At 70.1% G+C, this 25371-nt stretch carries 25 protein-coding genes; 13 read left to right on the top strand and 12 right to left on the bottom strand.

The window, feature by feature from the left end; all coding sequences use genetic code 11:
• Positions 1 to 6: 6 nt before the first annotated feature.
• The 6 genes from pcaH (at position 7) to ACZOOI_RS11940 (ending at position 5067) form a co-directional block, all read left to right on the top strand.
• Complete coding sequence (gene pcaH, locus ACZOOI_RS11965) at positions 7 to 885, top strand: protocatechuate 3,4-dioxygenase subunit beta (protein WP_465280639.1); 879 nt, start codon at positions 7 to 9, stop codon at positions 883 to 885.
• Positions 882 to 1466, top strand: a complete 585-nt coding sequence (pcaG, locus tag ACZOOI_RS11960; protein WP_465280638.1) for a protocatechuate 3,4-dioxygenase subunit alpha — start codon at positions 882 to 884, stop codon at positions 1464 to 1466. The genes pcaH and pcaG overlap by 4 nt, the downstream gene beginning before the upstream one ends.
• Complete coding sequence (gene pcaB, locus ACZOOI_RS11955; RefSeq protein WP_465280637.1) at positions 1456 to 2814, top strand: 3-carboxy-cis,cis-muconate cycloisomerase; 1359 nt, start codon at positions 1456 to 1458, stop codon at positions 2812 to 2814. Before pcaG ends, pcaB begins: the two co-directional genes overlap by 11 nt.
• Positions 2811 to 3611, top strand: coding sequence for a 3-oxoadipate enol-lactonase (pcaD, locus tag ACZOOI_RS11950; protein WP_465280636.1), 801 nt, complete (start codon positions 2811 to 2813; stop codon positions 3609 to 3611). Before pcaB ends, pcaD begins: the two co-directional genes overlap by 4 nt.
• Before the next feature lie 46 nt (positions 3612 to 3657).
• Positions 3658 to 4026: a 4-carboxymuconolactone decarboxylase gene (gene pcaC, locus ACZOOI_RS11945; RefSeq protein ID WP_465280635.1), complete on the top strand. Its 369-nt coding sequence runs from the start codon at positions 3658 to 3660 to the stop codon at positions 4024 to 4026.
• A gap of 231 nt (positions 4027 to 4257) precedes the next feature.
• Entirely contained in the window at positions 4258 to 5067 is an 810-nt protein-coding gene (locus ACZOOI_RS11940) for an IclR family transcriptional regulator (protein ID WP_465280634.1), read from the top strand.
• 80 nt (positions 5068 to 5147) lie between these two features.
• On the opposite strand, the gene ACZOOI_RS11935 is transcribed toward ACZOOI_RS11940, so the two are convergent.
• Together ACZOOI_RS11935 and ACZOOI_RS11930 are read right to left on the bottom strand one after the other, a co-directional pair.
• On the bottom strand, positions 5148 to 5783 hold the full coding sequence (locus ACZOOI_RS11935; RefSeq protein ID WP_465280633.1) for a hypothetical protein: 636 nt from the start codon (positions 5781 to 5783) through the stop codon (positions 5148 to 5150).
• Between the two features lie 125 nt (positions 5784 to 5908).
• Positions 5909 to 6592, bottom strand: coding sequence for a hypothetical protein (locus tag ACZOOI_RS11930; protein ID WP_465280632.1), 684 nt, complete (start codon positions 6590 to 6592; stop codon positions 5909 to 5911).
• Between the two features lie 232 nt (positions 6593 to 6824).
• On the opposite strand from ACZOOI_RS11930, the gene ACZOOI_RS11925 reads away from it, so the two are divergent.
• Complete coding sequence (locus ACZOOI_RS11925; protein WP_465280631.1) at positions 6825 to 8003, top strand: 4-hydroxybenzoate 3-monooxygenase; 1179 nt, start codon at positions 6825 to 6827, stop codon at positions 8001 to 8003.
• A 264-nt stretch (positions 8004 to 8267) separates the two neighbouring features.
• Here ACZOOI_RS11925 and ACZOOI_RS11920 read toward each other — a convergent pair whose 3' ends face one another.
• Positions 8268 to 8843: a TerD family protein gene (locus ACZOOI_RS11920; RefSeq protein ID WP_465280630.1), complete on the bottom strand. Its 576-nt coding sequence runs from the start codon at positions 8841 to 8843 to the stop codon at positions 8268 to 8270.
• A gap of 249 nt (positions 8844 to 9092) precedes the next feature.
• Here ACZOOI_RS11920 and ACZOOI_RS11915 point away from each other — a divergent pair, with 249 nt between their 5' ends.
• Complete coding sequence (locus tag ACZOOI_RS11915; RefSeq protein WP_465280629.1) at positions 9093 to 9596, top strand: flavin reductase family protein; 504 nt, start codon at positions 9093 to 9095, stop codon at positions 9594 to 9596.
• 6 nt (positions 9597 to 9602) lie between these two features.
• Here the strand turns inward: ACZOOI_RS11915 and ACZOOI_RS11910 are convergent, their stop codons facing one another.
• Together ACZOOI_RS11910 and ACZOOI_RS11905 are read right to left on the bottom strand one after the other, a co-directional pair.
• On the bottom strand, positions 9603 to 10235 hold the full coding sequence (locus ACZOOI_RS11910; RefSeq protein WP_465280628.1) for a response regulator transcription factor: 633 nt from the start codon (positions 10233 to 10235) through the stop codon (positions 9603 to 9605).
• Complete coding sequence (locus ACZOOI_RS11905; RefSeq protein ID WP_465280627.1) at positions 10232 to 11431, bottom strand: sensor histidine kinase; 1200 nt, start codon at positions 11429 to 11431, stop codon at positions 10232 to 10234. The genes ACZOOI_RS11910 and ACZOOI_RS11905 overlap by 4 nt, the downstream gene beginning before the upstream one ends.
• A 581-nt stretch (positions 11432 to 12012) precedes the next feature.
• On the opposite strand from ACZOOI_RS11905, the gene ACZOOI_RS11900 reads away from it, so the two are divergent.
• The gene (locus tag ACZOOI_RS11900) at positions 12013 to 13068 is read left to right on the top strand and encodes a cupin (RefSeq protein WP_465280626.1); all 1056 of its coding nucleotides are present in this window, start codon (positions 12013 to 12015) and stop codon (positions 13066 to 13068) included.
• Between the two features lie 87 nt (positions 13069 to 13155).
• On the opposite strand, the gene ACZOOI_RS11895 is transcribed toward ACZOOI_RS11900, so the two are convergent.
• Complete coding sequence (locus ACZOOI_RS11895; protein ID WP_465280625.1) at positions 13156 to 15423, bottom strand: ATP-binding cassette domain-containing protein; 2268 nt, start codon at positions 15421 to 15423, stop codon at positions 13156 to 13158.
• A 394-nt stretch (positions 15424 to 15817) separates the two neighbouring features.
• On the opposite strand from ACZOOI_RS11895, the gene ACZOOI_RS11890 reads away from it, so the two are divergent.
• The gene (locus ACZOOI_RS11890; RefSeq protein WP_465280624.1) at positions 15818 to 16660 is read left to right on the top strand and encodes an AfsR/SARP family transcriptional regulator; all 843 of its coding nucleotides are present in this window, start codon (positions 15818 to 15820) and stop codon (positions 16658 to 16660) included.
• Positions 16661 to 16800: 140 nt separating this feature from the next.
• Here ACZOOI_RS11890 and ACZOOI_RS11885 read toward each other — a convergent pair whose 3' ends face one another.
• Complete coding sequence (locus ACZOOI_RS11885; RefSeq protein WP_465280623.1) at positions 16801 to 17721, bottom strand: NADP-dependent oxidoreductase; 921 nt, start codon at positions 17719 to 17721, stop codon at positions 16801 to 16803.
• Positions 17722 to 17804: 83 nt separating this feature from the next.
• Between ACZOOI_RS11885 and ACZOOI_RS11880 the strand changes: the two genes are divergently transcribed.
• Complete coding sequence (locus tag ACZOOI_RS11880) at positions 17805 to 18794, top strand: helix-turn-helix domain-containing protein (RefSeq protein WP_465280622.1); 990 nt, start codon at positions 17805 to 17807, stop codon at positions 18792 to 18794.
• 42 nt (positions 18795 to 18836) lie between these two features.
• Here the strand turns inward: ACZOOI_RS11880 and ACZOOI_RS11875 are convergent, their stop codons facing one another.
• A complete protein-coding gene (locus tag ACZOOI_RS11875) occupies positions 18837 to 20030 on the bottom strand; it encodes a UDP-N-acetylglucosamine--N-acetylmuramyl-(pentapeptide) pyrophosphoryl-undecaprenol N-acetylglucosamine transferase (protein WP_465280621.1) in 1194 nt (397 codons plus the stop codon).
• 271 nt (positions 20031 to 20301) lie between these two features.
• The gene (locus ACZOOI_RS11870; protein ID WP_465280620.1) at positions 20302 to 21648 is read right to left on the bottom strand and encodes a helix-turn-helix domain-containing protein; all 1347 of its coding nucleotides are present in this window, start codon (positions 21646 to 21648) and stop codon (positions 20302 to 20304) included.
• Positions 21649 to 21826: 178 nt separating this feature from the next.
• Here ACZOOI_RS11870 and amcB point away from each other — a divergent pair, with 178 nt between their 5' ends.
• Both amcB and amcA read left to right on the top strand, forming a co-directional pair.
• The gene (gene amcB, locus ACZOOI_RS11865) at positions 21827 to 22939 is read left to right on the top strand and encodes a cyclophane-forming radical SAM peptide maturase AmcB (RefSeq protein ID WP_465280619.1); all 1113 of its coding nucleotides are present in this window, start codon (positions 21827 to 21829) and stop codon (positions 22937 to 22939) included.
• A complete protein-coding gene (amcA, locus tag ACZOOI_RS11860) occupies positions 22936 to 23145 on the top strand; it encodes a multiple cyclophane-containing RiPP AmcA (RefSeq protein WP_465280618.1) in 210 nt (69 codons plus the stop codon). Before amcB ends, amcA begins: the two co-directional genes overlap by 4 nt.
• Before the next feature lie 30 nt (positions 23146 to 23175).
• On the opposite strand, the gene ACZOOI_RS11855 is transcribed toward amcA, so the two are convergent.
• The 3 genes from ACZOOI_RS11855 to ACZOOI_RS11845 form a co-directional block, all read right to left on the bottom strand.
• Complete coding sequence (locus ACZOOI_RS11855; RefSeq protein WP_465280617.1) at positions 23176 to 23835, bottom strand: pentapeptide repeat-containing protein; 660 nt, start codon at positions 23833 to 23835, stop codon at positions 23176 to 23178.
• 76 nt (positions 23836 to 23911) lie between these two features.
• Positions 23912 to 24094 carry a DUF397 domain-containing protein gene (locus ACZOOI_RS11850; protein ID WP_465280616.1) on the bottom strand — a complete coding sequence of 61 codons (183 nt, stop codon included), beginning with the start codon at positions 24092 to 24094 and terminating at the stop codon, positions 23912 to 23914.
• On the bottom strand, positions 24091 to 24918 hold the full coding sequence (locus tag ACZOOI_RS11845) for a helix-turn-helix domain-containing protein (RefSeq protein WP_465280615.1): 828 nt from the start codon (positions 24916 to 24918) through the stop codon (positions 24091 to 24093). The genes ACZOOI_RS11850 and ACZOOI_RS11845 overlap by 4 nt, the downstream gene beginning before the upstream one ends.
• Positions 24919 to 25371: the final 453 nt, after the last annotated feature.

Below are 25371 nucleotides of genomic sequence, written 5' to 3'. Positions count from 1 at the left end.
TTTCGGATGAGCACTACGAGCAGTACGAGCGGCCCCGGCGGCCCCGGCGGTGCCGCCGGCGCAGGTGGTACCAGCGGTGCTCCCGGGTTCGCCGGCACCAACGGCACCAACGGCGCCGGCGGCACCAACGGCACGAACGGCACGAACGGCCCCGGCGGTGCGACCCGCGCCGGCGCCACGGACGGTGCACAACCGCGCCCGGAGGCCACCCCGCACCGACTCCCCGAGTTCGACTTCGCCCCCTACAAGAGCACCCGACTGCGCAGCCCCCGACAGCCGTTGGTGATCCCGCCGAGCGGTGACACCGAGCTCACCGGCCCGGTGTTCGGCGTCGCCGACGTGCACCCGCTCGACTTCGATCTCACCCGGCAACACGTCGGCGAACCGCTCGGCGAGCGGATCATCGTCACCGGCCGGGTGCTGGACGAGTCCGGCCGCCCGCTGCGCAATCAACTCGTCGAGGTGTGGCAGGCGAACGCGGCCGGCCGCTACCTGCACAAGGGCGACCAGCATCCGGCGCCGACGGACCCCAATTTCACCGGCGCGGGCCGCTGCCTCACCGACGCCGAGGGCCGCTACCGGTTCGTCACGATCAAGCCCGGCGCCTACCCCTGGCGCAATCACCACAACGCCTGGCGACCCGCGCACATCCACTTCTCGCTGTTCGGCACCGCGTTCACCCAGCGTCTGGTCACCCAGATGTACTTTCCGGGCGACCCGCTGTTCGCGTACGACCCGATCTTCAACGCGGTCCGTGACGACCGGGCACGCCGCCGGATGATCGCCGCGTTCGACATGGACACCACCGAGAACGAGTGGGCGCTCGGCTATCGGTGGGACATCGTGCTCGGCGGCGCGAGCGCGACCCCGACGGAGGACCGATGAACACCTGGCCGACCGGCACACAGGGCGCCACGCCGAACCCGGACGGCGGGCTCACCCCGTCCCAGACCGTCGGGCCGTTCTTCGGCTACGCGCTGCCGTACGCCGGCGGCCCGGACCTGGTCCCGGCGCACGCTCCGGGCGCGATCCGGGTGCACGGCACCGTGTACGACGGCGCGGGCGAACCCGTCCCGGACGCCGTCCTGGAGATCTGGCAGGCCGACGCGGCGGGCCGATTCCCGCGTGCGCAGGGTTCGTTCGCGCGCGACGGCGGCACGTTCACCGGGTGGGGCAGGGCGGCGGTGGACCGGCTCGGGAGGTACGCGTTCAACACCGTGCGGCCCGGCGCGCCGAGCGGTGACGCGAACCCGTATCTGGCGATGTCGGTGTTCGCGCGCGGCATGTTGCGCAGGGCGGTCACGCGTGTGTACTTCCCCGAGGACGACCGCCACGCGGACCCGCTCTTCGCACTGGTTCCGCCGAGTCGGCATGAGACGCTGATCGCGGTGCGGGAGGAATCGGGCTCCTACCGCTTCGACGTGCACATCCAGGGCGAGCAGGAGACCGTTTTCCTTGCTGTTTGACGCTGATTCAGCCGATGCGCTCGACGCCGGGCTGCTGGAGCCGGTCCGGGCCGGGACCGCGGTCGAGGCGGTCACGAGCGATGCGGCCCACCTGCGGGCCCTGCTCGACGTCGAGGTCGCGCTGGCCCGGGCCCAGGCTCGGATCGGGCTGATCCCGGCCGCCTCCGCCGCCGCGATCGAGGCCGGCTCCCGGGCCCGGTTCGACGTGCTCGACCTGGCTCGCCGGGCGCGCGGCGCGGGCAACCCGGTCGTACCGCTGGTGCGCGAGTTGACCGCGGCGGTCCGGGCGCTCGACCCGGCCGCCGCCGAGCACGTGCACCTGGGCGCGACCAGCCAGGACGTCGTGGACAGCGCCGCGATGCTGGTGGCCGCCCGCGCGCTGGACGCGACCCTGCCCGACCTGGCCCGGACCGCCGCGGCGCTGGCCGACCTCGCCGAGCGGCACCGGAGCACGGTCATGGCCGGCCGCACACTGACCCAACACGCCGTCCCGACCACCTTCGGGCTCAAGGCCGCCGGGTGGTGCGTCCTGGTCACCGACGCCTACGCCCGCACCCGCGCGGTCCGCGCCGCGCTGCCCGCGCAACTCGGCGGTGCGGCGGGCACCCTGGCCGCGCTCGGCGAGCACGCGATCGCGCTGCTCGCACCGTTCGCCGCCGAACTCGCGCTGGCCGAGCCGGTACTGCCCTGGCACACGCTGCGCACCCCGATCCTGGACCTGGCCGGCGCCTGTGCCCAGGTCACCGGCGCGCTGGGCAAATTCGCCGGCGACGTCGCGCTGCTCGGCCAGACCGAGGTGGGCGAGGTCGCCGAACCGGCCGGCGCGGGTCGAGGCGGCTCGTCCGCGATGCCGCACAAGCGCAATCCGGTGCTCTCGGTGCTGATCGTCTCGGCCGCCCGGCAACTGCCCGGGTACGTGTCTACGCTGGCCGCGTCGATGGCCGGCGCCGAGCACGAGCGGCCGGCCGGCGCGTGGCACGCCGAGTGGCAGCCGCTGCGCGCGGCACTGCGGCTGGCCGGCGGCGCGGCCGAGACGGCGGCCGAACTGGCCGAGGGGCTTGAGGTCCTCCCGGACCGGATGCGGGCCAACCTGGAGCTGACCGGCGGGCGGATCGTGTCCGAGCGGCTGGCCGGCGAGTTGACCGCCGAACTCGGCAAGGAGGCGGCGCAAAGCCTGCTCACCGACGCATCCCGGACCTCGGCGCGGACCGGCCGGCCCCTTCGTGATCTGCTGGGGCGGTTGGACGAGGCGGTTTTCGACCCGGCCGCCTACATCGGCTCGGCCCCGGCTCTGATCGACCGGGCGCTCGCGCACCATCGCACCGTGTTCCAAGAGAAGGACCAATGACGATCGCCACGCTCAACCACCGCTTCGACGGCCCGGCAGACGCCCCGGTGTTGATCCTCGGCCCCTCGCTGGGCACCGAACTGGGTATGTGGGACGCGCAGATCCCGGAGCTGTCCCGGCACCACCGGGTACTGCGCTACGACCTGCGCGGACACGGCACGTCCCACCCGGTACCGGGCACGGCGTCGGTCGGCGACCTGGTCGGCGACGTGCTCACGTTGGCCGACTCGTACGGCATCAAGCGGTTCGCCTATGCCGGTGTCTCGCTCGGCGGCGCGGTCGGCCTGTGGATGGGCGTGCACCATCCCGAGCGGCTGACCGCCCTGATCGCGTGCTGCTCCTCGGCGCGCTTCGGCGAGCCGCAGGCGTGGCTGGACCGGGCTGCGACGGTGCGCTCGCAGGGCATGCGGCAGCTGGCCGACACGGTGATCCAGCGCTGGTTCACGCCCGAGTACGTCAAGCGCGAGCCGGCGGCCGTGCAGCGGATCCTGGACATGTTGTACGCGTGTCCGCCGGAGGGGTATGCGGGCTGCTGCGATGCGCTGGCGCGCTACGACCTGCGTGCGGAGCTGGGCCGGATCGCCGTGCCCACGCTGGTGATCGGCGCGGAGCGGGATCCGTCGACGCCGCTGGAACACGCACGCGAGCTGGCGGCCGGGATTCCCGGCGCGACGCTGGTCGAGGTCCCCGACGCGGCGCACCTGGCGAACATCCAGCAGGCGGAGACGGTCACCTCGGCGATGGGTGCGCACCTGGCGGCGACGCGCTCCCGCTTGGCGGCGGAGGCCCGAGGATGAGCCATTCCGAGGGTGTGCGCTCGCGCCTGGCGGCGGGGGTGGCCGGATGAGCCACGCCGAGGGTATGCGGGTGCGGCGGGAGGTTTTGGGGGACGCGCATGTGGATCGGGCGGTGGCCGGGACCACCGAACTGACGGCCGACTACCAGGATCTGATCACGCGTTACGCGTGGGGCGAGATCTGGACTCGGCCCGGGTTGGATCGGCGCACGCGCAGCTGCATCACGCTCACGGCGCTGGTCGCGCACAACCACATGGACGAGCTCGCGATGCATCTTCGCGCGGCGCGCACGAATGGGTTGAGCTGGGACGAGATCAAGGAGGTCCTGTTGCAGACGGCGATCTATTGCGGGGTGCCGGCGGCGAACAGTGCCTTTGCGGTGGCGCAGCGGGTGCGCACGGAGTTGGGCGAGTAGGCCCTGGCCTGCGGCCGGCCGTTGTCCTCAAGCGCCGGACGGGCTGGGGTTGGTGGGCCTGGTGGGGCGGGCTGCGGTTTGGTGGGCCGGCGGTGGGTTGTGCTCAAACGCCGGACGGGCTGATTTCGGTGGGGTTCGGGGGATCGGCTGTGGCCGGGGTGTGGCGGGGATTTGGTTTGGTGGGGGAGATGGGTTCCACTGAATGGAAGTTCCCGGCACGGAGGTGGGGCTATGACGCCGGTTACGGTTACCGGCAAGGTGATGGCCATCCTCGGTGCGTTCGCGGCCGGGGATGGGCGGTTGAGTCTGACCGAGGTGTGTCGGCGGGCGGATCTCGCGCTGGCCACCGGGCATCGGCTCGTCGCCGAGTTGGTCGGCGGCGGGCTGCTGGAGCGGCTGGACGACGGGTCGTACCGGGTCGGGGTCAAGCTGTGGCACATCGGTGCCCAGGCGCACGCCGCGACCGACCTGCGTGATCTCGCGTTGCCGCACATGGAGGACCTGTACGAGGCGACGCACGAGAACGTGCAGCTCGCGGTGCTGCGCGAGGGGAAGGCGCTCTACCTGGAGCGGCTGCGCGGCACCCGCTCGATGCCGATCGTCACCCGGGTGGGCACCGAACTGCCGCTGCACGCCACCGGCGTCGGCAAGGTGCTGCTCGCGTACGCGCCGAGGCAGTTGCGCGAGCGGGTGCTGACCGAGCCGCTCGCGCCGCACACGACGCGCACCATCACCGACCCGGGCCGGCTGCGCGAGTGCCTGACCGAGATCCGCCGTACGGGCGTGGCCACCACGTCCGGCGAGATGACCGTCGGCGCGCACTCGGTGGCGGCGCCGATCCGGGACCGGCACGACACGGTGGTCGCCGCGCTGTCGTTGGTGACCGGACGCCGTACGGCCGACCTGCGTCGGCTGGTCCCGACCGTGACGACCGCCGCCAGGGCCCTGTCGCGGGATGTGGCGCAGCACTGGACCGGGAGCGGGGACATCGGCGGCGACGCGGACATGCGTGCGGGCGGGGACTGTCACCCACGTGGGTGAAAATCCCCGCCGCTTGGCCCCGAGTGTGCGGTCGTGCCCGCGCCTCGCGCCTCGTGCCTGATGGCTCGTGGCTCGTGTGCTCAGAGCTTGAGCATGCTCTGCAGGAACGTCCGGTACTTGTGCAATGCGAGCCGCAACTGCTCGGTGTCCCCACCGGCAGTGCGCTTGGTCTGCTCCAGTTCGGTGCGTCGGGTCTGAATCGAGTCGGTCACCAGCTTGGTGACCTGGGCCGCGATGTCGTCCGCCTCCGAGACGGCGTCCGCGGGGCTGTCCACGAATCCGGCGAGTGCCTCGCGGAAGCGGTGGTTGAGCTCCTCGGCGGCGGCCCGGTCGAACATGGCCGCATCGTCGTCGTGGACGTCGTCGCCGCCTCGACGGCCGGAGTCGTCCGTCCGGGTCCGGTCCTTGGTGGACCCGGCGCCGGACGTGTCCCGCGGACCGGCCCCGGCCGGCGGGCTCGTCGGCGAGGGCGGCGTGTCGCGGCCGGCCCCGGGTGTCGGGTGCACGGTGGTGCCGTAGGGCTCCGCCTGGTCGTGCTGCTGGTGCGGCATGGCACGGGCGGGCGACTCGGGCGGGCTGTCCACGCTCGGACCGGGGCCGTCGGTGACCCTGGCCTGGCGGGCGGCGCGGTCTCGTTCGTCGCGCTCGACTATGGGTGCGTCGTCCCGGCTGGGACCGGAAGCGCCCGGCCCGTTCGGGAAGTTCTGCTTGCGCATCGGTGTGGTCCTCTCGTCCGGTACGACGGATGTCGCGCCGCTGCGCGAGACGTCCCGGTGAGGACGCCCCGGCGGGTGAATCCCTTGTGGCGGCCCGGCCGACGAGGTGTCGGCCGAGCCGAAGATCAGCGTTGTTCGGGCTTCGAGGCATCCAGACGGGGCGAGTTCGCCTCGCCCGGCGCGGCCTGCCACTGGTCGGTGTGGCCGTCGTGCGTCGTGGGAGCCGAGTCGGCGGAGTCGGATGTCGACGTGGTGCCGGCGCGACGCGGCCGGTAGGGCTGCCCCAGCAGGTCGTCGAACAGGGCGCGGTGGTGGATCATCGCCTGGCGCAGGTCCTCGGTCTGGGCCTCGCCGGCTTCACTGCGCCGGGCGATCTCGTGCGCCTTGCGGTAGTGGTCCAGGGTGTGCCCGTGCTCGACGGACAGCAGTTCCATGCGCTTGTCGTGCGCGCCGGTGGGGTAGCCGCGTTCGTGCATCAGCCGGGTGATCAGTCCGTCCGCCTCCTGCACCGCGTCGTCGGGAGCGTCGACGAACCGCTCCTGGACCGCGGTCCACTCGGTGGCGTACTTCTCCCGCGCGGCGGGGTCCAGCGGCTTGAGCGTGAGTTCGCTGTGCCGACGCTCGCGCTCGACCAGGTTGCGCTCGGCCTCGCGCCGGTCGCCGTACTGCTCGACGGCCCGGTCGTACTCGGGGCCGAATCGAGCCTGAAGGTGCCTGCGCCGCATCATCGGACGGCCCGCGAAGAAGGCCGCGGCGGCGAGGACGACGACGATCACCACGATCAGGATGACGGTCGCTGTCGTGTTCACGGGAACTCCCAGATGGGTTGGGTCTCGGATCGTGCATTTAGGTATAACAGCGGACGCACTCCGTATATCGGGGGTTTCCGCTCATGCTCGACGTCTCATGCCTTGCCGGGTCTGGGCAGACCAAACGCTGCCCACGGATCGGGTTTCCGGCCACCGGAAGGCGATGGGGTGTCGGGAGGGCGGGATGGGCAAGCCTGGGGCGGATCGGTACAGCGGTGTGAGGAGCGGACGGATGCGGACACAGGTCGCGATCATCGGTGCGGGCCCGGCGGGTCTGCTCCTGTCGCAGCTGCTGCACAACCGGGGGATCGACTCGGTCGTGTTGGAGGCGCGCAGCCGCGAGTACTGCGAGCAGCGCCAGCGCGCGGGCATGTTGGAGCAGGCCACCGTCGACGTGCTGCGCGAGGCGGGCGCGGCGGACCGGCTGGATCGTGAGGGCCTTGTGCACCACGGAATCCACCTGCGGTTCGCCGGGCGGGACCGGCACATCGACTTCCCGAGTCGGACCGGCGGTCGGTCGGTGACCGTGTACGGGCAGACCGAGATCGTCAAGGACCTGATCGCCAAGCGCGTGGACGAGGGCGCGCGGCTGTATTTCGACACGCCGGTGACCGCGATCGAGGGCATCGAGGGGGACGCGCCGCGGATCCGGTTCGTCCGGGACGGGGTCGAGGAGACTCTCGAGTGCGACTTGGTCGCGGGATGCGACGGGTTCCACGGGGTGTCCCGGCCGACGATTCCGGCGGATGTGCTGAAGACCTACGAGCGCAGCTATCCGTTCGCGTGGCTGGGCGTGCTGGCGGACGTCGCGCCGTCCACCGACGACCTGATCTATGCGTACAGCGACCGCGGGTTCGCGCTGCACAGCATGCGGTCGGCGCAGGTGAGCCGGTTGTACCTCCAGGTGGACCCGGATGCGAAGCTCGCCGACTGGCCGGACGAGCGGATCTGGGCGGAGCTGCGCGAGCGGCTCGCGGTGCCGGGGTGGACGCTCGACGAGGGGCCGATCAGCGAGCGCGGCATCACCCCGATGCGGAGCTTCGTGGCCGAGCCGATGAGCTTCGGACGGCTGTTCCTGGCCGGGGACGCGGCGCACATCGTGCCGCCCACCGGGGCCAAGGGGTTGAACCTGGCGATGGCGGACGTGCGGCTCCTGGCGGATGCGTGCGGGGAGTGGTTCGGGAGCAGCGGCTCGCGGGACGGGCTGGACGCGTACAGCGATGCGTGTCTGCGGCGGGTGTGGCGGGCCGAGCACTTCTCGTACTGGATGACCACGCTGCTGCACACGGGCGCGGACGCGTCCGAGTTCGATCGGCGGTGCCAGGTGGCGCACCTGGAGTACGTGGCGGACTCCGACGCGGCGATGGCTTCGCTGGCCGAGAACTATGTCGGCTACGCCTGGGGTTCGTGAACACGTCTCCTGTGGCGGCCTCGGTGGCCTCGGTGGCCTGCCGGGCGATGTGGCCTCAAGCGCCGGCCGGGCTGGGTGGCCTCAAACGCCGGCCGGGCTGGACTTGCCTGGCTGAGGGTTTCGGCATGCGGGGTATCGGGGGCGCAGAAACGCCGGCCGGGCTGTGAACAGCCCGGCCGGCGTTTGAGGCCACCGGGGCCGAAGGCGAGGCCGCCCGCAGCCCAAGCCGCGCTTGAGGCCGCCGAGGCCACCCACGGTGCGAAGTCAGACGCTGACGCCGAAGTCCTTGGCGATGCCCGCGAGGCCGGAGGCGTAGCCCTGGCCGAGGGCGCGGAACTTCCAGTCGGTGCCGGCGCGGTACAGCTCGCCGAAGAGCATCGCGGTCTCGGTGGACGCGTCCTCGGAGAGGTCGTAGCGCGCGAGCTCGACGTTGTCGGCGGCGTTCAGCACGCGGATGAAAGCGTTGCGGACCTGGCCGAACGACTGCTTGCGGGTGTCCGCGTCGTAGACCGAGACCGGGAAGACGACCTTGTCGACGTCCGCGGGCAGCTGGGCGAGGTTGACCTTGATCTGCTCGTCGTCGCCCTCGCCCTCGCCGGTGCGGTTGTCGCCGGTGTGCTCGACGGTGCCGTCCGGGGTCTTCATGTTGTTGAAGAACACGAAGTGCTGGTCGGAGTAGACCTTGCCGGCCGCGTTGACCACGATTGCGCTCGCGTCGAGGTCGAAGTCCTCGCCCGTGGTCGTGCGCAGGTCCCAGCCGAGGCCGACGACGACCGCGGTCAGGCCCGGGGCCTCCTTGGTCAGGGAGACGTTTCCGCCCTTGCTCAGGCTCACGGCCATGGGTGTTTCCTTCCGGAGGATGTATGACGTCGCGGACGACGCTACTGCTACTGATCCGGACGTGCAGCAGGCACGCGTAAGTTCCCGAACGCGCCGAAAGGGGCCGTCAAGGTGGCGGTGATCACGGGGCGGAAGCCCGGTCGAGGTTATTGACGGTTCGTCAGTTCCGCCGTTCAATGGCCGAGACAAACAGGCATACGACTATTAGTCATATGCAGGAAATCCAGCTTCGGACCCCTGGGGGCAGCCATGTCCAGCGCCACGACGCCGTCGGCCGGGATCGATCAGGCGCGGATGCGTCAGGTCATGGGCCACTTCGCCACCGGCGTCACGGTGGTCACCGCGATCCACGACGGTGCGCCCGTGGGCATGGCGTGCCAGTCATTCACATCGCTGTCGCTGGAACCGGCGTACATCTCGATCGCCCCGGCGCTCACCTCGACGACCTACCCCCGGGTGCGCGCGGCCGGCCGGTTCGTGGTCAACATCCTCGCCGAGGACCAGCAGGACGTGTGTCGTGCGATGGGCCGCAGCGGCGGCGACAAGTTCGTCGGCGTGGACTGGGCCCCCGCCGGCAACGGCGCTCCGCGGCTGGCCGGGGCGGTGGCCTGGATCGAGTGCGACATCGCGCACGAGTTGCCCGGCGGCGACCACGTGATCGTGATCGGCGCGGTCACCGCCCTGGACCTGCCGCGGGACACCGCGCCGCTGATGTTCCACAAGGGCCGGTATGCGCGCCTGATCGCCGAGTAGCGCGCCTCACCCGCCCGCGCCGGGCAGGAGCCCCTCCGCCATGGCCACCGTGACGGCGGCGGTGCGGTCGTCCACGCCGAGCTTGTTGAAGGTGCGCATCAGGTGCGTCTTGACGGTGGCCTCGCCGATGTACAACTCCCGGCCGATCTCGGCGTTGGTCATCCCGCGCGCGACCAGGCCGAGCACCTGCGTCTCGCGCGGGCTCAGTGCGTCGCGGACCGGTGTCTTCAGCCGGGTGACCAGCTTCGCGGCCACCGGCGGCGCGAGCACCGTCTCGCCCCGGGCGGCGGCGCGGACCGCGGCGGCCAGTTCCACCCGCGGGGTGTCCTTGAGCAGGTAGCCGGTGGCGCCCGCCTCGACGGCGCGCACGATGTCGCCGTCGGTGTCGTACGTGGTCAGGATCAGCACGTGCACCCCGGGCAGCTCGCGCACGATCCGCCGGGTCGCGGCGACGCCGTCGGTGCCCGGCATCCGCAGGTCCATCAACACCACGTCGGGCCGCAGCTCGGCGGCCCTGTCCACAGCCTGTGCACCGTCCTCGACGGAGGCGACCACCTCGAAATCGGCCTCGGCCGCGAGCATGCCCGCCAGGCCCTCGCGCACCACGGGGTGGTCGTCGGCGATGAGCAGACGGATCACTGCGGTACCTCCACCCGTACGGTCGTGCCCCGGCCGGGCGCCGAGACCAACTCGACCTCGCCGCCGACCTGTGCCAGCCGCGCCCGCATTCCCGGAAGACCGTATCCCCCCTTCCCGTTCCCCGGCTCGAAGCCTCGTCCGTCGTCCGCCACGGTCAGCCGGGTGGCGAACGGACGGTAGGCCAACTCCACCGCCACGCACCCGGCGTCGGCGTGTTTGCGGATGTTGGCCAGCGACTCCTGAAGCACCCGCACCAGCACCACCTGGACCGTCGAGGACAGCTCGTGCTCGACGCCGGTGACCGTGAACGTCGCGGCCACCTCCAACTCCTCGCCGAGCCCGGCGACGGTGCGGCCGAGCAATTCGGCGAGCGGCTCGGCGCGGTCCTCGCCGTTCACCGGCCCCTGGGCGGCGACCAGGGCACGTGCCTCGGCGAGGTTGTCCCGGGCCACCCGCTCGGCCAGTTCCAGGCGTTTGCGGGTGGCGGCGGCGTCCGAGTCCACGGTGATCCCGGCCGCCTGGAGCAACATCAGGATGCTGGTGAACCCCTGCGCGAGGGTGTCGTGGATCTCGCGGGCCATGCGCTCGCGCTCGACCCGCACACCCGCCTCGTGGTGCGTCTCGGCCAACTCGGCCCGGGTCGCCTCCAACTCGCGCACCAGCCGGCCGCGCTCCTCCACCTTGTCGGCCAGCCAGTTGATGGTCCAGGCCATCAGAAAGCTGAAGCCGAGCGCGATCACCATCTCGACCAGGATCCTGGCCACCCGATCGTGCGCCCAATGCGCCCCCCGGGCCTGGAGCGCGCCGTTGACGCCGAAGAGATATACGCCCGCCAGCATCGCCGGGAGCATGCGCTCGATGAACGTGAAGGTCAGCGGCATCAACACGTACATCAGCGCGATGCCGCCGGGATCGACCAGACTCAGCGCGGTCACTCCGGCGTACGCGAGCACCAGGTGCACCTGCCCGCGCCGATCCCACACGCTCGGATCCACACCGGGCGGAAGCAGCAGCCAGAACGAGACCGGCAGCAGTACGAGCACCACCGGGCACCACGGCGGTTGGTCCGTGCCGAACTCGGCGGCGGTGGCCGCGGCGAGGATGAGGTATGTATAGCGGTACGCGCCGAGCAGCCTGCTTCCGAAGAGGTGCGCCTCCTCGTCGTCGACCAGGGTGGATCGGGGCGTGATCGGCACACCGGCCGCATCCGCTCCATTCACCGCATTGCTGCCTTTGCCGTGTTCACCGCTCGTTCCCGCTCCAGTCGAAGGTCGTGATCCACACGACCAAGCCGAGCACACCCCACCCGGTGAGCACCAAGGCCACCCGGCCCGACTCCCAGGTGCCGCCGGCTCGACTGCCTGGAACGTGATCCCCGGCAGCTCCGGCGGAACCCGCGCACCGTGATCGCCGATTCGACGCGGGTGCCGGCCGGGTGCGTTCGCCGCGGGGTCATGCCTCGACGATGGCGGGTGCGGGCCGGGTGCCGGGACGTACGAACGACGGACATCGCCTGTCCGTCGATCGGGGGACAGGCGACGCGTGGACGAGTGGGTATGGTCGGCCTCGGCCGGCGCGGGCGGGCTTTTGGCCGGGGCGGGCGTGCGGCGCACCGGCGCGGTGGGCGTCAGGCGGGTCCGCGCGGCGGGCGTGCGGCGTACGATGTCGCGGATGTGAGGCGTACCGCGTGGCGAGTGTGAGACTTCCCGCTCTCCACGGCGACCGGGCCGATGGCACCATGGCAGGACCGGGGGAGTCGCTTGCGAAGGGATTTCGGATGACCGCGCAGCCCGAGGTGACGGCCGATCAGCACCGGTCCGGAGAGCGGGAATCCGCCCTCTTCGACCCCACCGTGGCGGCGCCGCCGCTGGTCGACGTGGCCCGATTCGGCTTCGAGGGACCGCTTGCCGCGACCGCCGCCGCGTGGAGTGAGGACGCGGTCTACTGGGAGTACACGAAGGCGGCCAACCCGATCGGCGCCGGATACACGACGCCCGTTCCGGTGGAGCGTTTCCCGGCCGAACTGCACGCCGGTGGAGCCACCCGGGTGATTCCGCTCGACCTTGCCGGGCCGATGCGGATCGCGGGCGGCCCGGCGACCAGTCCGGCGCTGCTGGCCAACTTCGTCCGGATCAACGCGGGCGACCGGCTCGAGGTGCGGCCGAACGCGACCTCGCAGCTCTACTACGTGATGTACGGCCGGGGCATGTCGTTGGTCGGCGGCCAGGCGGTGGAGTGGGAGAAGGGCGACTTCCTGGTCCTGCCGGATCTGGGCGAGATCACCCACCACGCCGCGCAGGACGCGTTGTTCTACTGGGTGCACGACGAGCCGCTGCTGCGCTACCTCGGGGTCACCCCGAATCGGGCCCGGTTCCGGCCGACCAAGTTCTCCCGGCATCGTGCGGTGGAGGAGCTCACCCGGATCGCCGAGGCGCCCGGCGCCAACGCCAAGAACCGGGTCAGCGTGTTGCTGAACACGATCGACCAGGACCAGACGCTGACCGTCACGCACACCCTGTGGGCGATGTTCGGCCTGCTCCCGGTGGACCAGATCCAGCGTCCGCACCGGCACCAGTCGGTCGCCCTGGACCTGATCCTGGACTGCGAACCGGGCTGCTTCACCCTGCTGGGCGATCGGCTCGACGAGCACGGGGAGATCGTCGACCCGCAGCGGGTGGACTGGCAGCCCGGCGGCGCGTTCGTGACGCCCCCCGGGAAGTGGCACGCGCACCACAACGAGTCCGGCAGTCCCGCGCACCTGATCCCGATTCAGGACGCGGGCCTGCAGACCTATCTGCGCAGCCTGGACATCCGCTTCAGCGACCGGCGCTGAGATCTCGGCGACCGGGCCTGTGCCGAGACGGGCCCGGCCGCCGCTCTCGGCCGCCGGCCCCGCTCGGCTACGGTTCCGCGCTTCCGGCTACCGCCGGTTCGCGTCCCGGTCGAGGTTGCGGTTGAGGTATTCGCCGGTCAACGAGTGTTCGGCGGCCAGGAGTTGCCGGGGCGTGCCCTCGAAGACCACCGTGCCGCCGTGCTTGCCGCCGTCCGGACCCAGGTCGATCACCCAGTCGGCCCGGCCGACCACGTCCAGGTTGTGTTCGATCACCAGGAGCGTGTTTCCGCCGTCCACGAGCCGGTCCATCAGCGCGATCACCGTGTCCACGTCGGACATGTGCAGTCCCGTGGTCGGCTCATCGAGCACGTACACGCTGCCGGTCTTGTGCAACTCACCCGCCAGCTTGAGCCGTTGCCGCTCACCTCCGGAGAGCGTGCCGAGCGGCTGGCCCAGCGTGACGTATCCCAGCCCGACCTCGGCGAGCGCGGCCAGGTGCGGCCGGATGCGCTTCTCGGTGAAGAACTCTTGCGCGTCCTCGACGGTGAGCGCCAGCACGTCGATGATCGACTTGCCGCGCAGCGGGTGCCCCAGCACCTTGTCGTCGAAGCGCCGTCCCTCGCAGCGCTCGCAGATCGTGGTCACCGGGTCCATGAAGGCCATCTCCACGGTGACCGAGCCGCGCCCCTGGCAGGCCGAACAGGCGCCGGCCGAGTTGAAGCTGAACAGGCCCGGCTTCTCGCCGCTCGCCTTGGCGAACAGGGCGCGGATCGGATCCATGATCCCGATGTGACTCGCGGGAGTGGAACGCGAGTTGGCCGTGATCGCGGTCTGGTCGATGACGATCGTGTCGGGATGCGCGGCGGTGAACACCTCGGACACCAGCGTGCTCTTGCCGGAACCGGCGACGCCGGTGAACACGGTCAGCACCCCGGTCGGGATGTCCACGTCGACGTGCCTGAGGTTGTGCAGGCTCGCGCCGCGGATCGGGATGTGCCCGGTGGGCGTGCGGTAGTCGGTCTTGACCACCGTGCCCCGGTTCAGGAAGCGGCCGGTGAGCGTGTCCGACTCGATCAACTCCTTCACCGTGCCGGCGAAGACGAGTTCACCGCCGTGCGAGCCGGCGTGCGGACCCATGTCGATCACGTGGTCGGCGACCGCGATCACGTCCGGATCGTGCTCGACCACGAGCACGCTGTTGCCCTTGTCCCGCAGCGCGACCAGGAGTTCGTTCAACCGGTGTACGTCGCGCGGGTGCAGGCCGACACTGGGCTCGTCGAAGATGTAGGTCATGCCGGTGAGGCTGGAGCCGAGGTGGCGGACCATCTTGAGCCGCTGCCCCTCGCCGCCGGAGAGCGTGGAGGTCTCCCGGTCCAGGCTGAGGTAGGACAGACCGATGTCCACGATTCGGCGCAGGGCGGCCGAGGCGGCCTCGGCCACCGGCCGGCCGATCGGATCGTCGATCGCGGCCAACACCTCGATCAGGTCGCCGACTTCGAGCGCGCAGTAGTCCGCGATGTTGCGCCCGTCGATCCGCGCGGCGAGTACGGCCGGGTTGAGTCGGGCACCGGCGCAGTCCGGGCACGGGCCCTCGGTCAGGTATGCCTCGACCGTCTCCCTGGTCCTGGCGCCGAGCGTGGACACGTCACGGTTGAGGTAGAGCCGGTCGAAGCGGCTGTACAGGCCCTCGAAGGTCACGTTGACCGTGCCGTCCGGGGTGACCCACTTGAACTTGATCACCCGGTCCGGATCGCCTCGGGTGAGCAGCGCGAATTCGGCGTCGGTGTAGTCGGCGATCGGCTTGTCGTTGTCGAACAGCCCGGACGCCTGGTAGATCCCGACCCCGAGCAGGGCGAGCCGGAACGCGCCGTCGTTGAGCGACCTGGACCGATCCAGCAGGCGGGTGTAGTCGGCCCGTACGGTCCGACCGAGGCCGTCGCACGTGGTGCACATGCCGCCGGGGTCGTTGAACCCGTACACCGCGGGGGTGCCGGCCGAGGGTTCGGCGATGCGGGAGAACAGCACGCGCAGGAGTGGATTGATGTCGGTCATCGTGCCGACCGTCGAGCGGGAGTTGGACCCGATCGGCTTCTGGTCCACCACGATGGCGGGCGACACGTTCTCGATCGCGTCGGCGTGCGGGCGCTCGTAGCGCGGCAGGAACTTGCGTTCGAATGCCGAGAAGGTCTCGTTGAGTTGCCGCTTCGACTCGACCGCGACGGTGTCGAAGACGATCGACGATTTGCCGGACCCGGACGGACCGGTGAACACGACGATCCGGTCCTTCGGGATGCGCAGCGACACATCCTTGAGGTTGTTCTCGCGCGCGCCGGTGATGACGATGTCCTTGATCATGCGGCTCCGTTGCTCTTCGATGACGGACCCCGACGGGCCCGGCCCGGGTCGCGCGGCGGCAGGGGCGGGGGCGCGACCGAACCAGCGAGCGTACGGGACGAGGCCGACAACGACGGTGGGACCGGTGCAGGTGCAGGTGTCGGCACCGGGAGCGACCGACACGGCGGTAGCGGCACCGAAACCTGCTTCGGCGGCGCGGCCTGTTCGTGAGCGGAGACGGTGTGGAGCAGCCTGAGGGACCCTCGACTCGGCACGAAAGCGGAACCCCATCCCGGGTTGTGTCGTCACTTCCCATATGACGAGGGGGATTCCGTCGCGCGGGCAGGTTGGGGAGCCACCGCGCAGCGATGAGTCGGGGGGCTTGTCCTTCCAAGTGTTGGGACCTACCCGGGTTTTGGGTCCCGACGGAAGCGAACTGAACATCGGCCCGAGGCGGCAGCGCGAGTTGTTGACGCTGCTGCTGTTGCGGCCCGGGGTCGCGGTACCGGTGGACCGACTGGCCGAGGAACTGTGGAACGGACGCCCGCCGCCCGGCGCGCGATCGACGCTGCACGCCTATCTGTCCGGCCTGCGACGGGTGTTGGAGCCGGGGCGGCGAGCGCCCTATCGGGTATTGACTACGCGCGATGACTCGTACGCCCTGGAGGTGCCGGCCGGGCGGCTGGACACCACGCGGTGGCATGCGTTGGCCGAGGCGGGCCGGGCCGCGGGGGCCGCCGGTGCGCTCGATCGGGCGGACGAACTGCTGCGGGCCGCACTGGCGTTGTGGGTCGGCGACGCGTTCGCGGAGCTGGCCGATCACGATGTGGCGCAGGCCGAGCGGGCGCGGTTGGCCGAGGAGCACACCGGGCTGTTGGAGGAGGCGGCCGAGTGCCGACTCGCGCTGGGCGCACACGCGTCGGTGATCGGGGATCTGATGGCGCTGGTCCGGGAGCATCCGCTGCGGGAGCGGCCTCGGGCGCAACTCGCGCTGGCGCTCTACCGATCGGGGCGGCAGGCGGAGGCGTTGGCGGTACTGGAGGCCGGACGGCGGTTGTGTGCGGAGGAGTTGGGTCTGGATCCGGGTCCGCGGCTGCGTGACCTCCAGGCCGCGATCCTGCGCCAGGATCCGATGCTCACCGCTCCGGATCGGCCGCCGTCTCCGGTGGCCTCCGTGTGCTCGGGCCGCCGGAACATGATGGCGGCTCGTCCGCATCGGCCCTGTCCGCATCGGGGTGCGCCGCACCGGCGCCGGTAACGGGCGGGTCGGCAGCGGAGGCCGTCCGCGGGCCGGTTGTATACGCCGTCGTGTATGCAACCGGCCCGCTCGGCAAGCGGCGATTTCGTGCCGCGGCAGGGCGGAGATCCGCGACCTGTGCGGCCTTGCCCGAGCGTGGGTCAGACCGTCAGGACGATCTTGCCGGCGACCCGGCCGGTCTCCCCGCGCTCGTGTGCCTTGGCCGCGTCCGTCAGGGGGAACACCGAGTCGATCACGGCGCGCAGCCGCCCGACCTCGGCCAGGGCCGCGACCTGCTTCATGGACGCGTGGTCGGCCTCGACGAGCATCTCCGCGGCGCGGACGCCGTACCGCTCGACCTCCAGGTCCGCGACGTTGTTCACGATCGCGACGAGGATGCCGCCCCTGCGCAGCGTCGGCAACGAGCGCGGGCCGTATGCGCCGCCGACGCCGTCCAGCACCACGTCCACGTCCCGCACGGCCTCGGCGAAGTCGGTCGTGGTGTAGTCGATCATCTCGTCGGCGCCCAGCTCGCGGACGAGGTCGTGTTTGGGTGCGCGGGCCGTGCCGATGACGTAGGCGCCGCGTGCCTTGGCGATCTGTACAGCCAGGTGGCCGACCCCACCCGCCGCGGCATGGATCAACACCCGCTGCCCCTTCCGCAGGTCGGCGGTGTCCACCAGAGCCTGCCAGGCGGTGAGCGCGGCCAGCGGCAGTGCCGCGGCCTGTACGTGGTCGAGATTCGCGGGCTTGCGCACCAGGTGACGGGCCGCCGAGACGACGTACTCGGCGTGCGACCCGTTCCCGTACGGGTACTTCAGCATGCCGAACACCTCGTCGCCCGGCCGATGGATCGTCACCCCCAGGCCGACCGCCGCCACCACACCCGACAGCTCCCATCCGAGCACGAAGGGCGGCCGGCCCAGGATCAGGCCCGTGGCCCGGTGTATCCAGTCGGTCGGGTTGACGCCGGCCGCGTGCACCTCGACCAGCACCTCGCTCGGGCCGGGCCGCGGCCGCTCCAGCTCGACCTCCCCGAGCACCTCGGGGCCGCCGAGAACGTCCTGACTGATGGCGCGCATGTCACTTCTCTTCCGGTCCGAAGGATCCCCTCGGACATCGTGACGACCGCTCGGGGATCGGCGCGAGCGTCCGGAACGACACGATGCGTACAATTCCGGACGTGAGCACAGTTGCGATAGCCGTCGCCGACGGGATCCTGCACTTCGAACTGGCCCTTGCCTACGAGCTGTTCGGCACGGCCCCGCCGGTTCCGGTCGAGGACTGGTACGAGCTCGTCATCTGCGGGGCGGGCACCGTGCGGGCCGACGACCGCTTCCTGCTCGAACCCGACTGCGGTCTCGACCGGCTCGTCCTGGCCGACACCGTGATCGTCCCCGGGTGGGCCGACGTCGACACGGACCCGCCGGCGGACCTCGTCGACGCCGTACGCGCGGCTCACGAGGCCGGCGCGCGGGTGGCCTCGCTGTGCACGGGCGCTTTCGTGCTGGCCGCCGCCGGCCTGCTGGAGGGGCGCCGGGCCACCACGCACTGGGCGCACACCGAGGTGTTGGCCGCGCGCTTTCCCGGCGTCGAGGTCGACCCGGACGTGCTCTACGTCGACAACGGCAGCGTGCTCACCTCGGCGGGCAAGGCCGCCGCGATGGACCTGTGCCTGCACCTGGTCCGGCGCGACCACGGCTCGGTGATCGCCAACGCGCTCGCCCGGAGGCTGGTCGTCCAGCCACACCGGCCGGGAGGCCAGGCCCAGTTCGTCGCCACCCCGATGCCCGAACAGCCCGACCACCCGCTCGGCGAACTGCTCGCGTGGGCGACCCGACGACTGGATCAGCCGCTGACGGTGGAGGACTTGGCCCGCCGGGCGAACATGAGTTCGCGCCACCTCGGCCGCCACTTCCGGTCGATGACGGGCACCACCCCGTTGCAGTGGTTGCTGACCCAGCGGATCCACCGGGCCCAGGAGCTGTTGGAGACCACGGACGACAGCGTGGACGCCATCGCGGAGGCCACCGGCATGGGCACCGGCGCCACCCTCCGCCGCCACTTCAACCGCACCGTCGGCGTCCCCCCGGACGCCTACCGCCGCACCTTCCACCGCCGGCGGGCCGACGGCACGGCCGGCGGCCCCGGGTGACCGTCATCGACACCGGGGGCGCACGACACTCCCGGTAGAGCCCTATCGGCCGCCGGCGACGGACAGTACGACGTCGGCCAACTGCTCGGCGGCGTCGGGACGGCCGTGTTTCCGGGCCTGCCTGGCCATTTCGGTGCGCCGGTCGGGGTCGGTGAGCAGGGGTTCCACGGCGTCGCGAAGGGCTTGCGGGGTGGCCTCGCCGAGCAGGGCCGCGGCGGCGCCGGCATCGTGCAGGTGGCGGGCGTTGTGGGCCTGTTCGTTGCCCGCGGAGGTGGCCAGCGGGACGAAGACGGCGGCCTTGCCCAGCGCGGTGAGTTCGGCGAGCGTGCCGGCGCCGCTTCGGGAGATCACCACGTCGGCCAGGGCGAGTACGTCGGGCAGTTCGGGGCCCACGTAGTCGGTCAGCAGGTAGCGGGGGGCGACGTCGGCGGGGAGTGTCGCGGTGTGCTGCCGAAGGTCGGCCAGGTTGGACGGGCCGCACTGGTGGATCACGTTGGCGTGGGACAGCAGCCACGGCAGGATGTCCCGCACCAGGGTGTTGATCTGCTGCGATCCCTGCGCTCCGCCGGTGACGTAGACGGTGGGGCGGCGCCGGTCGAAGCCGTCCAGGCCCAGGACTTGGATCGCCCTGTCCGCCTGCCCGGACAGGACTTCGGGCCGAACCGGGTTGCCGGTGACCACGGCGCTCGCACGGGCCGACTCGGGGAGAAGCGGCAGGGTGGATTCGGAGGACACCGCCACGCGGGTCGCCCGGCGGGCGAGGGAGCGGTTGGCCAGGCCCAGTCGCACCGTCTGCTCGTGGACCACCAGGGGACGACGGGTCAACCGGGCGGCCAGGCCGACCGGGACGGCGACGTAGCCGCCCGTGGCGAGGACGACGTCGGGACGGAAGCCGGCGACGATCCGGCGCGCCTGGGCGATGCCGAGCGGTACGCGGATCATGTCCTTGATGTTGGCCGGGGAGATCATCTTCAGGGGATTGGCGGAGCGCCGGATCTTGCCGGTCGCGACGGAGGCGAACCGGATCCCGGCACCGGCGGCGACCCGGGCTTCCAGGCTGTCGGCCGTCCCGACCCACAGGACATCCAGCGTCCCGCCGGTGGCCGCGAGCCTGGCCTGAAGCGCACGCACGGTGGTGAGCGCCGGGTAGGTGTGGCCCCCGGTCCCGCCTCCCGTGACGATGAGCCGCAGGGTCGAACCGGGACCGCCTGCAAGGCGGTTGACGTCGCTATCCACGAAGGAGCTACCAATCTGACTGCACCGGCCCTCGGCCCGTGCCGCGGGAGTGAACCAGTCGCGGACGATAGCAGCCGCCCGGCTCGGACCCGGGACCTCTTGCTGACGCGAGCGCATCCTGTGGCGGCATCGGAAGGCCCGGCCATCGAGCGCCGATCGAGACGAACGGGCGGGCCGTCGCGGTGCATTCGCCGTTTTGCGAGCAGCCGACCGGTGCGGGCTCACGGCCAAGGTGTATGCGAACCGGCTTGCTCGGTCTACCGGATTCTTGTCAGGCCGCAGCTGTGCAGCGCCCGGCGAGTGCACGGGCCTCGTTGGAGTGAGGGCGAGCGTTTGCGAGTTTGCGGGCAAGGTCACCGACGGAAGCGCGGTGGACTTCCTCGGGCGCGAATCGTTCGGCCTGGAGCAAAGCCGTGACGGCGCCGTCGGGGGAACCCTGGGCGGCCCATGCGCGGGCGATGTCGACCGCGAATCGGGCGCGGCGTTGCGGCGTGGGCAGGCTACGTGCGTCGAGGCGTGCCGCGTGGTCCAGCGCGGATGCGGGATCGAGGTGGGTACGAACGCCGACCTGGTACTGGACAACGAACGCCGCGTCGAAGCCGGGCGTCCCGGTGGGTAGCCGGGTGGCGGCTTGGGCTGCCTCTTTGATCAGCTCCAGGGCCTGAGTCCCCCGATGTGCCTTGGCAGCGGTGTAAGCCGCCGTGGACAACAGTCGGCTGTATACGGCGAGCGTCGCCGATTCGGCCCGGGAGAGGTCGAAGCCGAGGGCGGTGTCGACGAGCAGGTCGATGGCGTCCGCCGTATGGCCGTGGCGGCGTAGGGCGATGCCCAGGCAGCGCGCAGCCTCGGCAAGGAATACCGGGTCGGCGCTGCGCTGGGCGGCGGTGAAGGCGCGGTCGGCGGCGACCCATGCCATGCCGTCCTCGTTGAGCTTGACGGCCAGTTCGGAGGCCAGGGTGTACGCGTTGGACAAGATGCGAAGGCGTCGCTCGCGAGCACCGAGGGCCAGATCGTCGATGCCGGATTCAAGCTGACCGACGAGGGCGGGCAAGCGGCGCGAAAGCATCTCGTAGCTGCACTCGTCGAACGAGGCCCATGCCCGGACCAGGTCCCGACTCAGCACTTCTGTCGGCGCAGAGCCGGACACCGTGCGGGGGAGGAGGAGGGTGCGCAGCGAGGCGGCTCTCGGATCGGCGGAGGGGGAGGCAGTTGCCGTACCGATGCCAAGGGCCAAGGTACCGGTCAGGGCGGAAACACCGGCCAGGAGTTCGCGTCGGTCCACCGCGTCGCCACCACCCTCGGATTCGCCTGCCGATTCCAGGCCCACCCTAGCCGCGACTTCGCCCCGCTCGACCATGCTCGACCCGTTTGGGTCAACGGTGAGCGGGCGTGATCGACACCGGCCGGATGCCAGTCCGAACTGTGCGGCGTCGAGGTCCAAAGCCTCTGTGAACAACCTGATCGTCGGTACGTCCACCAACGGCCGTCGACCACTCTCGATCCGCGAAACGGTGGCGGCGGAGAACCCCGTACGTGCCCCCAACTGGCGTTGGGTCAAGCCCCGGTCGCTGCGAGCCTTGCGGACGATGTTGCCGTGATGGGTGGCGCCGGCAGCCATGGATCCCTCCGGAATGCACACGCGTAGTAACGCAACGTACGCGCAAATGGCATGGCGGGCCATATGGTTTGCGATATTCGCAAATCGCATTCACTCTGCGTAAGACACCTGTACCGGACTTGCGATCGGGCGTTGCCTGGAACACGAGATATCCACCCATCTGCCCAGGGGGAACATCGTGCCGGGTCGGACCGCACCACGGACGTCACCTGCCCCAAAACGCCGGCTTGGGCACGTCCCGGCCGCGGTCGTGATGCAGCCCACGACCTTGTGCCAACTCGACTGCAGCTACTGCTACCTGCCGTTCCGGCGGTCGGACCGACGTATGCCCATCGAGGTCGCAGAGGCCGTCGCCGGCCCGGTCAATGAGTGGGCGGCTTCCTCTGCACGCGCTTTCGAGGTGATTTGGCACGGCGGCGAGCCACTGGCGACCGGCCGCCGGCGGCTCGCCGAACTCATGGGCCCGTTTGTCGGAGTTCAACACAGTCTCCAGACGAACGCCGCCCTCATCGACGACGCATGGTGCAGGTTCTTCCGGGATCACGGCATGCATGTCGGCGTCAGCATCGACGGTCCCGAAGGACTCGATGTCCGACGAGTGGATCGCAGCGGCCGACCCGCCCATGCCCGCATCATGCGCGGTATCGAATGTCTGGTCGCCAACGACATTCCGTTCTCGGTCATCGCGGTGCTGACCGATCCCGCTCCGGACGAGGCGGCACACCTGTACGCCTTCTTCGCCGGTCTTGGCTGCACCACCGTGGGCCTCAATATCGAGGAACGTGAGGGTGTCAACGCCACGGCGATCGAGGCAGACCCGGCTCGCATCGCCGCATTCTGGGCGGCTTGGGCTCGTGCATGGCAGGCCGACCCGGTCATCCGCTCCCGCGATGTCGACCGGGTTCTGGGTTATGTCGGAACGATCCTCGACGGCACCGACTATCTGCCGTCGACGATCGATCCTTTCCCCACCATCGCCCATGACGGCTCGGTGGTCTTGCTCTCCCCCGAACTCGCGGGCTTCCATCACCCCACGTACGGCGACTTCACCACGGGCAACGTCCTCACCACACCGCTGCCCGAACTCCTTTCCCAGGCTCGAAGCCGGACATCATGGGTTGCCGAGTTCGAGGGCGGCGTCGAGGCGTGCCGACGCGCGTGTCCCTACTACGCGTTCTGCGGAGGAGCCCACCCGGCCAACCGGTACTTCGAAAACGGCCGTTTCGACGGCACCGAGACCGCCTACTGCCGAGCCACCAAGATCGCCCTCGTAGAAGGAGTTTTGACGTGACCACATGTGCATTCACCTCGCCCGCCGATCGTGTCATTGCCGAAGCCGGACGGTGGCGCGCTCTTCTGGAAACGGCGCAAGACCCCGAAGGGGCGGCCTATGGCTTCGACAGCCGGCCAACGTGGGACAACGCGACTCCGAAGTTCGACAACCGGCCGACCTGGGACAACTGGTCCAACCGCAACCCGCGGCCCACGAAGAAGTGATCCGTATCTCGACCGTGATCGGGGCGCGGCTCACGACCGTACGTCGAGCCCCGCCTCGCGCGCGAGTGCCACGGCGAGTCGGAGTGCCTGATCCTCGTCGATTCGCGCGCCGTGCAGCGACAACAGGCCGGTGGCCGCGTCCATGTTGCTCGTGCGCAGGTCGAGTCTGCGCGCCGATGTGAGCGCGAAGTCGGTGCCGGTGAAGTCGCAGTCCAGGAAGACTGCGGCGTCCCAGTTGCCGGACAGCCGGGCCTCGCGGAACGAGCAGTTCGAGAACGCCACTTGTCCTTTTGGCCGGCCGAGAGCGAGTTGCGCGTAGTCCAAGCGCGAGCCTTCGACCCATACGTCCGCGGCTTCGGCCAAGTCGAGGACCCAGCCCAACGCCCTGCAACCGATCAGTTCCACCCGGGCGAACGTCGCCGACCACCGCGCGTTGGATACGTCCACGTTGACCATCGCGACGTCCGTCAGGCGCAGTTCGGTGAACGAGGATTCAGACAAGACGACATCGATCAGCCGCGAGCGACCCACCTCGCCCTCACCCGTGACCCCGGTGTGGTTCTCGTTCGTCAAGCGGCGCGAGTGGACGTCGAGTGGCCCTTTGAAGGAGCCGACGTAGGGTTCCAGGTAGTCGTCATCGATCGACGGACGCTGCACGGAACGGTCCTCACCAATGTCACGAAACTCCATGAAGCGACCGTAGCCACCGAAGGCCGTCGACCCGATTCGGCACGCGGCAACACCACGATGCCCACGACGGAGGTGGTCAGCCTTTGAGCCCGCTCACGAGCGCGGTCCAGGCGGTGGGGCTGAGTTCGAGGTGGCCGTGGCTTCGGTTCTTGGTGTCGCGGATACCAGTGGCCGTTGGGAGAGGGGCGACCTCCACGCATGCATCGTTGTGCGCCGACCGCTGACTCTTGCGCCAGGCGTACGTCTCAACCGTGCTCAAAGAACGTCCAATCTCTTCAAGATCATCTGTCGCGATTCGTCCTCGGTTGCGGCGGCGAGTCGAACGTACTCAAGACTGCGGCGGTACCGTTTGATGCTTCGAGCATCCTTGAGCAGTTGTGATCCGCCTTCATACTCCACGTGTGCAACGGTGGAGTCGGCTTCGGGAAGCGTCAGCATGGTGATTGGGCCCAATGACGGGGCGATCAGTGCGTCGAAAGGCACGACGCGGATGCTGACGTTGTCGAGTCGACTGAGTTCCACCAGATGGTGCAACTGCGCTTGCAAGGCTACCGGTCCACAGAAACGTTGCCAAAGGGCCGCTTCGGACAGTGTCACAGTCATCTGTGCACTTCCGTGCGTGATGATCTGGCGGCGTTGAAGCCGCACTTCCAGAAGCATCTCGGCGTCATCGGGATCGGGAACGAACGCCGATCGCATCATTGTCGCTCGCGCATAGCCCTCGCATTGCAGAGGGCCGGGAACGAGCGTGGACGCGACGTCGATGCTTCGTGCCCGAGACTCCAGGTAGATGAGCTCTTCGTACTTGTCACTCAGCACTTCGTGGTACTTCACCCACCATTGGTTTGGCTCGCGCACGATGCCGAGCATCCGCTCCAGGCGCATCTGTGCGACAGGAGTCAGGCGCAGGGGGCCGGCAAGCTCGGCCACATGGCGGGGTTGAACGGGAGTTACGCCTGTTTCCAACCGGGACACGCTGCTCTTGTTCCAGCCGACATCCGAAGCTACGTCTTCGATCCGTCGTCCGGCCTCAAGGCGTAGGCGGCGCAACTCTGCTGCGATGCCATGCGGCGGTTTCCTCATGTCTGCTCCTATGCATCACGCCTGCCACGCTCGGAACTTGCCGGCGCACGCACTGGGTTGCGACGCCTTGATGCAACGATATTTGCGTGCAAGGCTGAATGTGAGCGATTCGCTACATGTGGTGACGTCGTCCCTCTTTGGTTGTACTTCTCCTTGCTCTGACGGGAGGCCATGTCCTGTGGCCGAGATTCCCCAACCAACTGACGCTGCGGGTATTTACGCGCATCTGTGCAACCACCCGGGTGCCTGGATTCGGGATGGCAGATCCGGCTTGTGTGGTACCTGCGTGTCGTCGACGGAGCTGCTCGTGGTCGCTCGAACGCCTGGTGGTACGTGCTTTCGCACCCGGTTGCTCGATGTCGAGATCTTGGCGACGGAGGTAGCTTTCGCCGTCTTGTACACGCCGCCAGTCGGGCCATCGAATTCCCTTTTACCTCGGGCTGATTGAGCCGA

The sequence above is a fragment of the Embleya sp. L77 genome, assembly GCF_055557415.1.
This window is presented reverse-complemented; position numbering and strand designations above follow the sequence as displayed.

Bases quoted from the DNA above. Each gene is read 5' to 3' on its own strand.
- pcaH (WP_465280639.1), top strand. From the start codon at position 7: ATGAGCACTACGAGCAGTACGAGCGGCCCCGGCGGCCCCGGCGGTGCC.
- pcaG (WP_465280638.1), top strand. From the start codon at position 882: ATGAACACCTGGCCGACCGGCACACAGGGCGCCACGCCGAACCCGGAC.
- pcaD (WP_465280636.1), top strand. From the start codon at position 2,811: ATGACGATCGCCACGCTCAACCACCGCTTCGACGGCCCGGCAGACGCC.
- pcaC (WP_465280635.1), top strand. From the start codon at position 3,658: ATGAGCCACGCCGAGGGTATGCGGGTGCGGCGGGAGGTTTTGGGGGAC.
- ACZOOI_RS11940 (WP_465280634.1), top strand. From the start codon at position 4,258: ATGACGCCGGTTACGGTTACCGGCAAGGTGATGGCCATCCTCGGTGCG.
- ACZOOI_RS11935 (WP_465280633.1), bottom strand. From the start codon at position 5,783: ATGCGCAAGCAGAACTTCCCGAACGGGCCGGGCGCTTCCGGTCCCAGC.
- ACZOOI_RS11925 (WP_465280631.1), top strand. From the start codon at position 6,825: ATGCGGACACAGGTCGCGATCATCGGTGCGGGCCCGGCGGGTCTGCTC.
- ACZOOI_RS11920 (WP_465280630.1), bottom strand. From the start codon at position 8,843: ATGGCCGTGAGCCTGAGCAAGGGCGGAAACGTCTCCCTGACCAAGGAG.
- ACZOOI_RS11915 (WP_465280629.1), top strand. From the start codon at position 9,093: ATGTCCAGCGCCACGACGCCGTCGGCCGGGATCGATCAGGCGCGGATG.
- ACZOOI_RS11900 (WP_465280626.1), top strand. From the start codon at position 12,013: ATGACCGCGCAGCCCGAGGTGACGGCCGATCAGCACCGGTCCGGAGAG.
- ACZOOI_RS11895 (WP_465280625.1), bottom strand. From the start codon at position 15,423: ATGATCAAGGACATCGTCATCACCGGCGCGCGCGAGAACAACCTCAAG.
- ACZOOI_RS11885 (WP_465280623.1), bottom strand. From the start codon at position 17,721: ATGCGCGCCATCAGTCAGGACGTTCTCGGCGGCCCCGAGGTGCTCGGG.
- ACZOOI_RS11880 (WP_465280622.1), top strand. From the start codon at position 17,805: ATGCGTACAATTCCGGACGTGAGCACAGTTGCGATAGCCGTCGCCGAC.
- ACZOOI_RS11870 (WP_465280620.1), bottom strand. From the start codon at position 21,648: ATGGCTGCCGGCGCCACCCATCACGGCAACATCGTCCGCAAGGCTCGC.
- ACZOOI_RS11855 (WP_465280617.1), bottom strand. From the start codon at position 23,835: ATGGAGTTTCGTGACATTGGTGAGGACCGTTCCGTGCAGCGTCCGTCG.
- ACZOOI_RS11845 (WP_465280615.1), bottom strand. From the start codon at position 24,918: ATGAGGAAACCGCCGCATGGCATCGCAGCAGAGTTGCGCCGCCTACGC.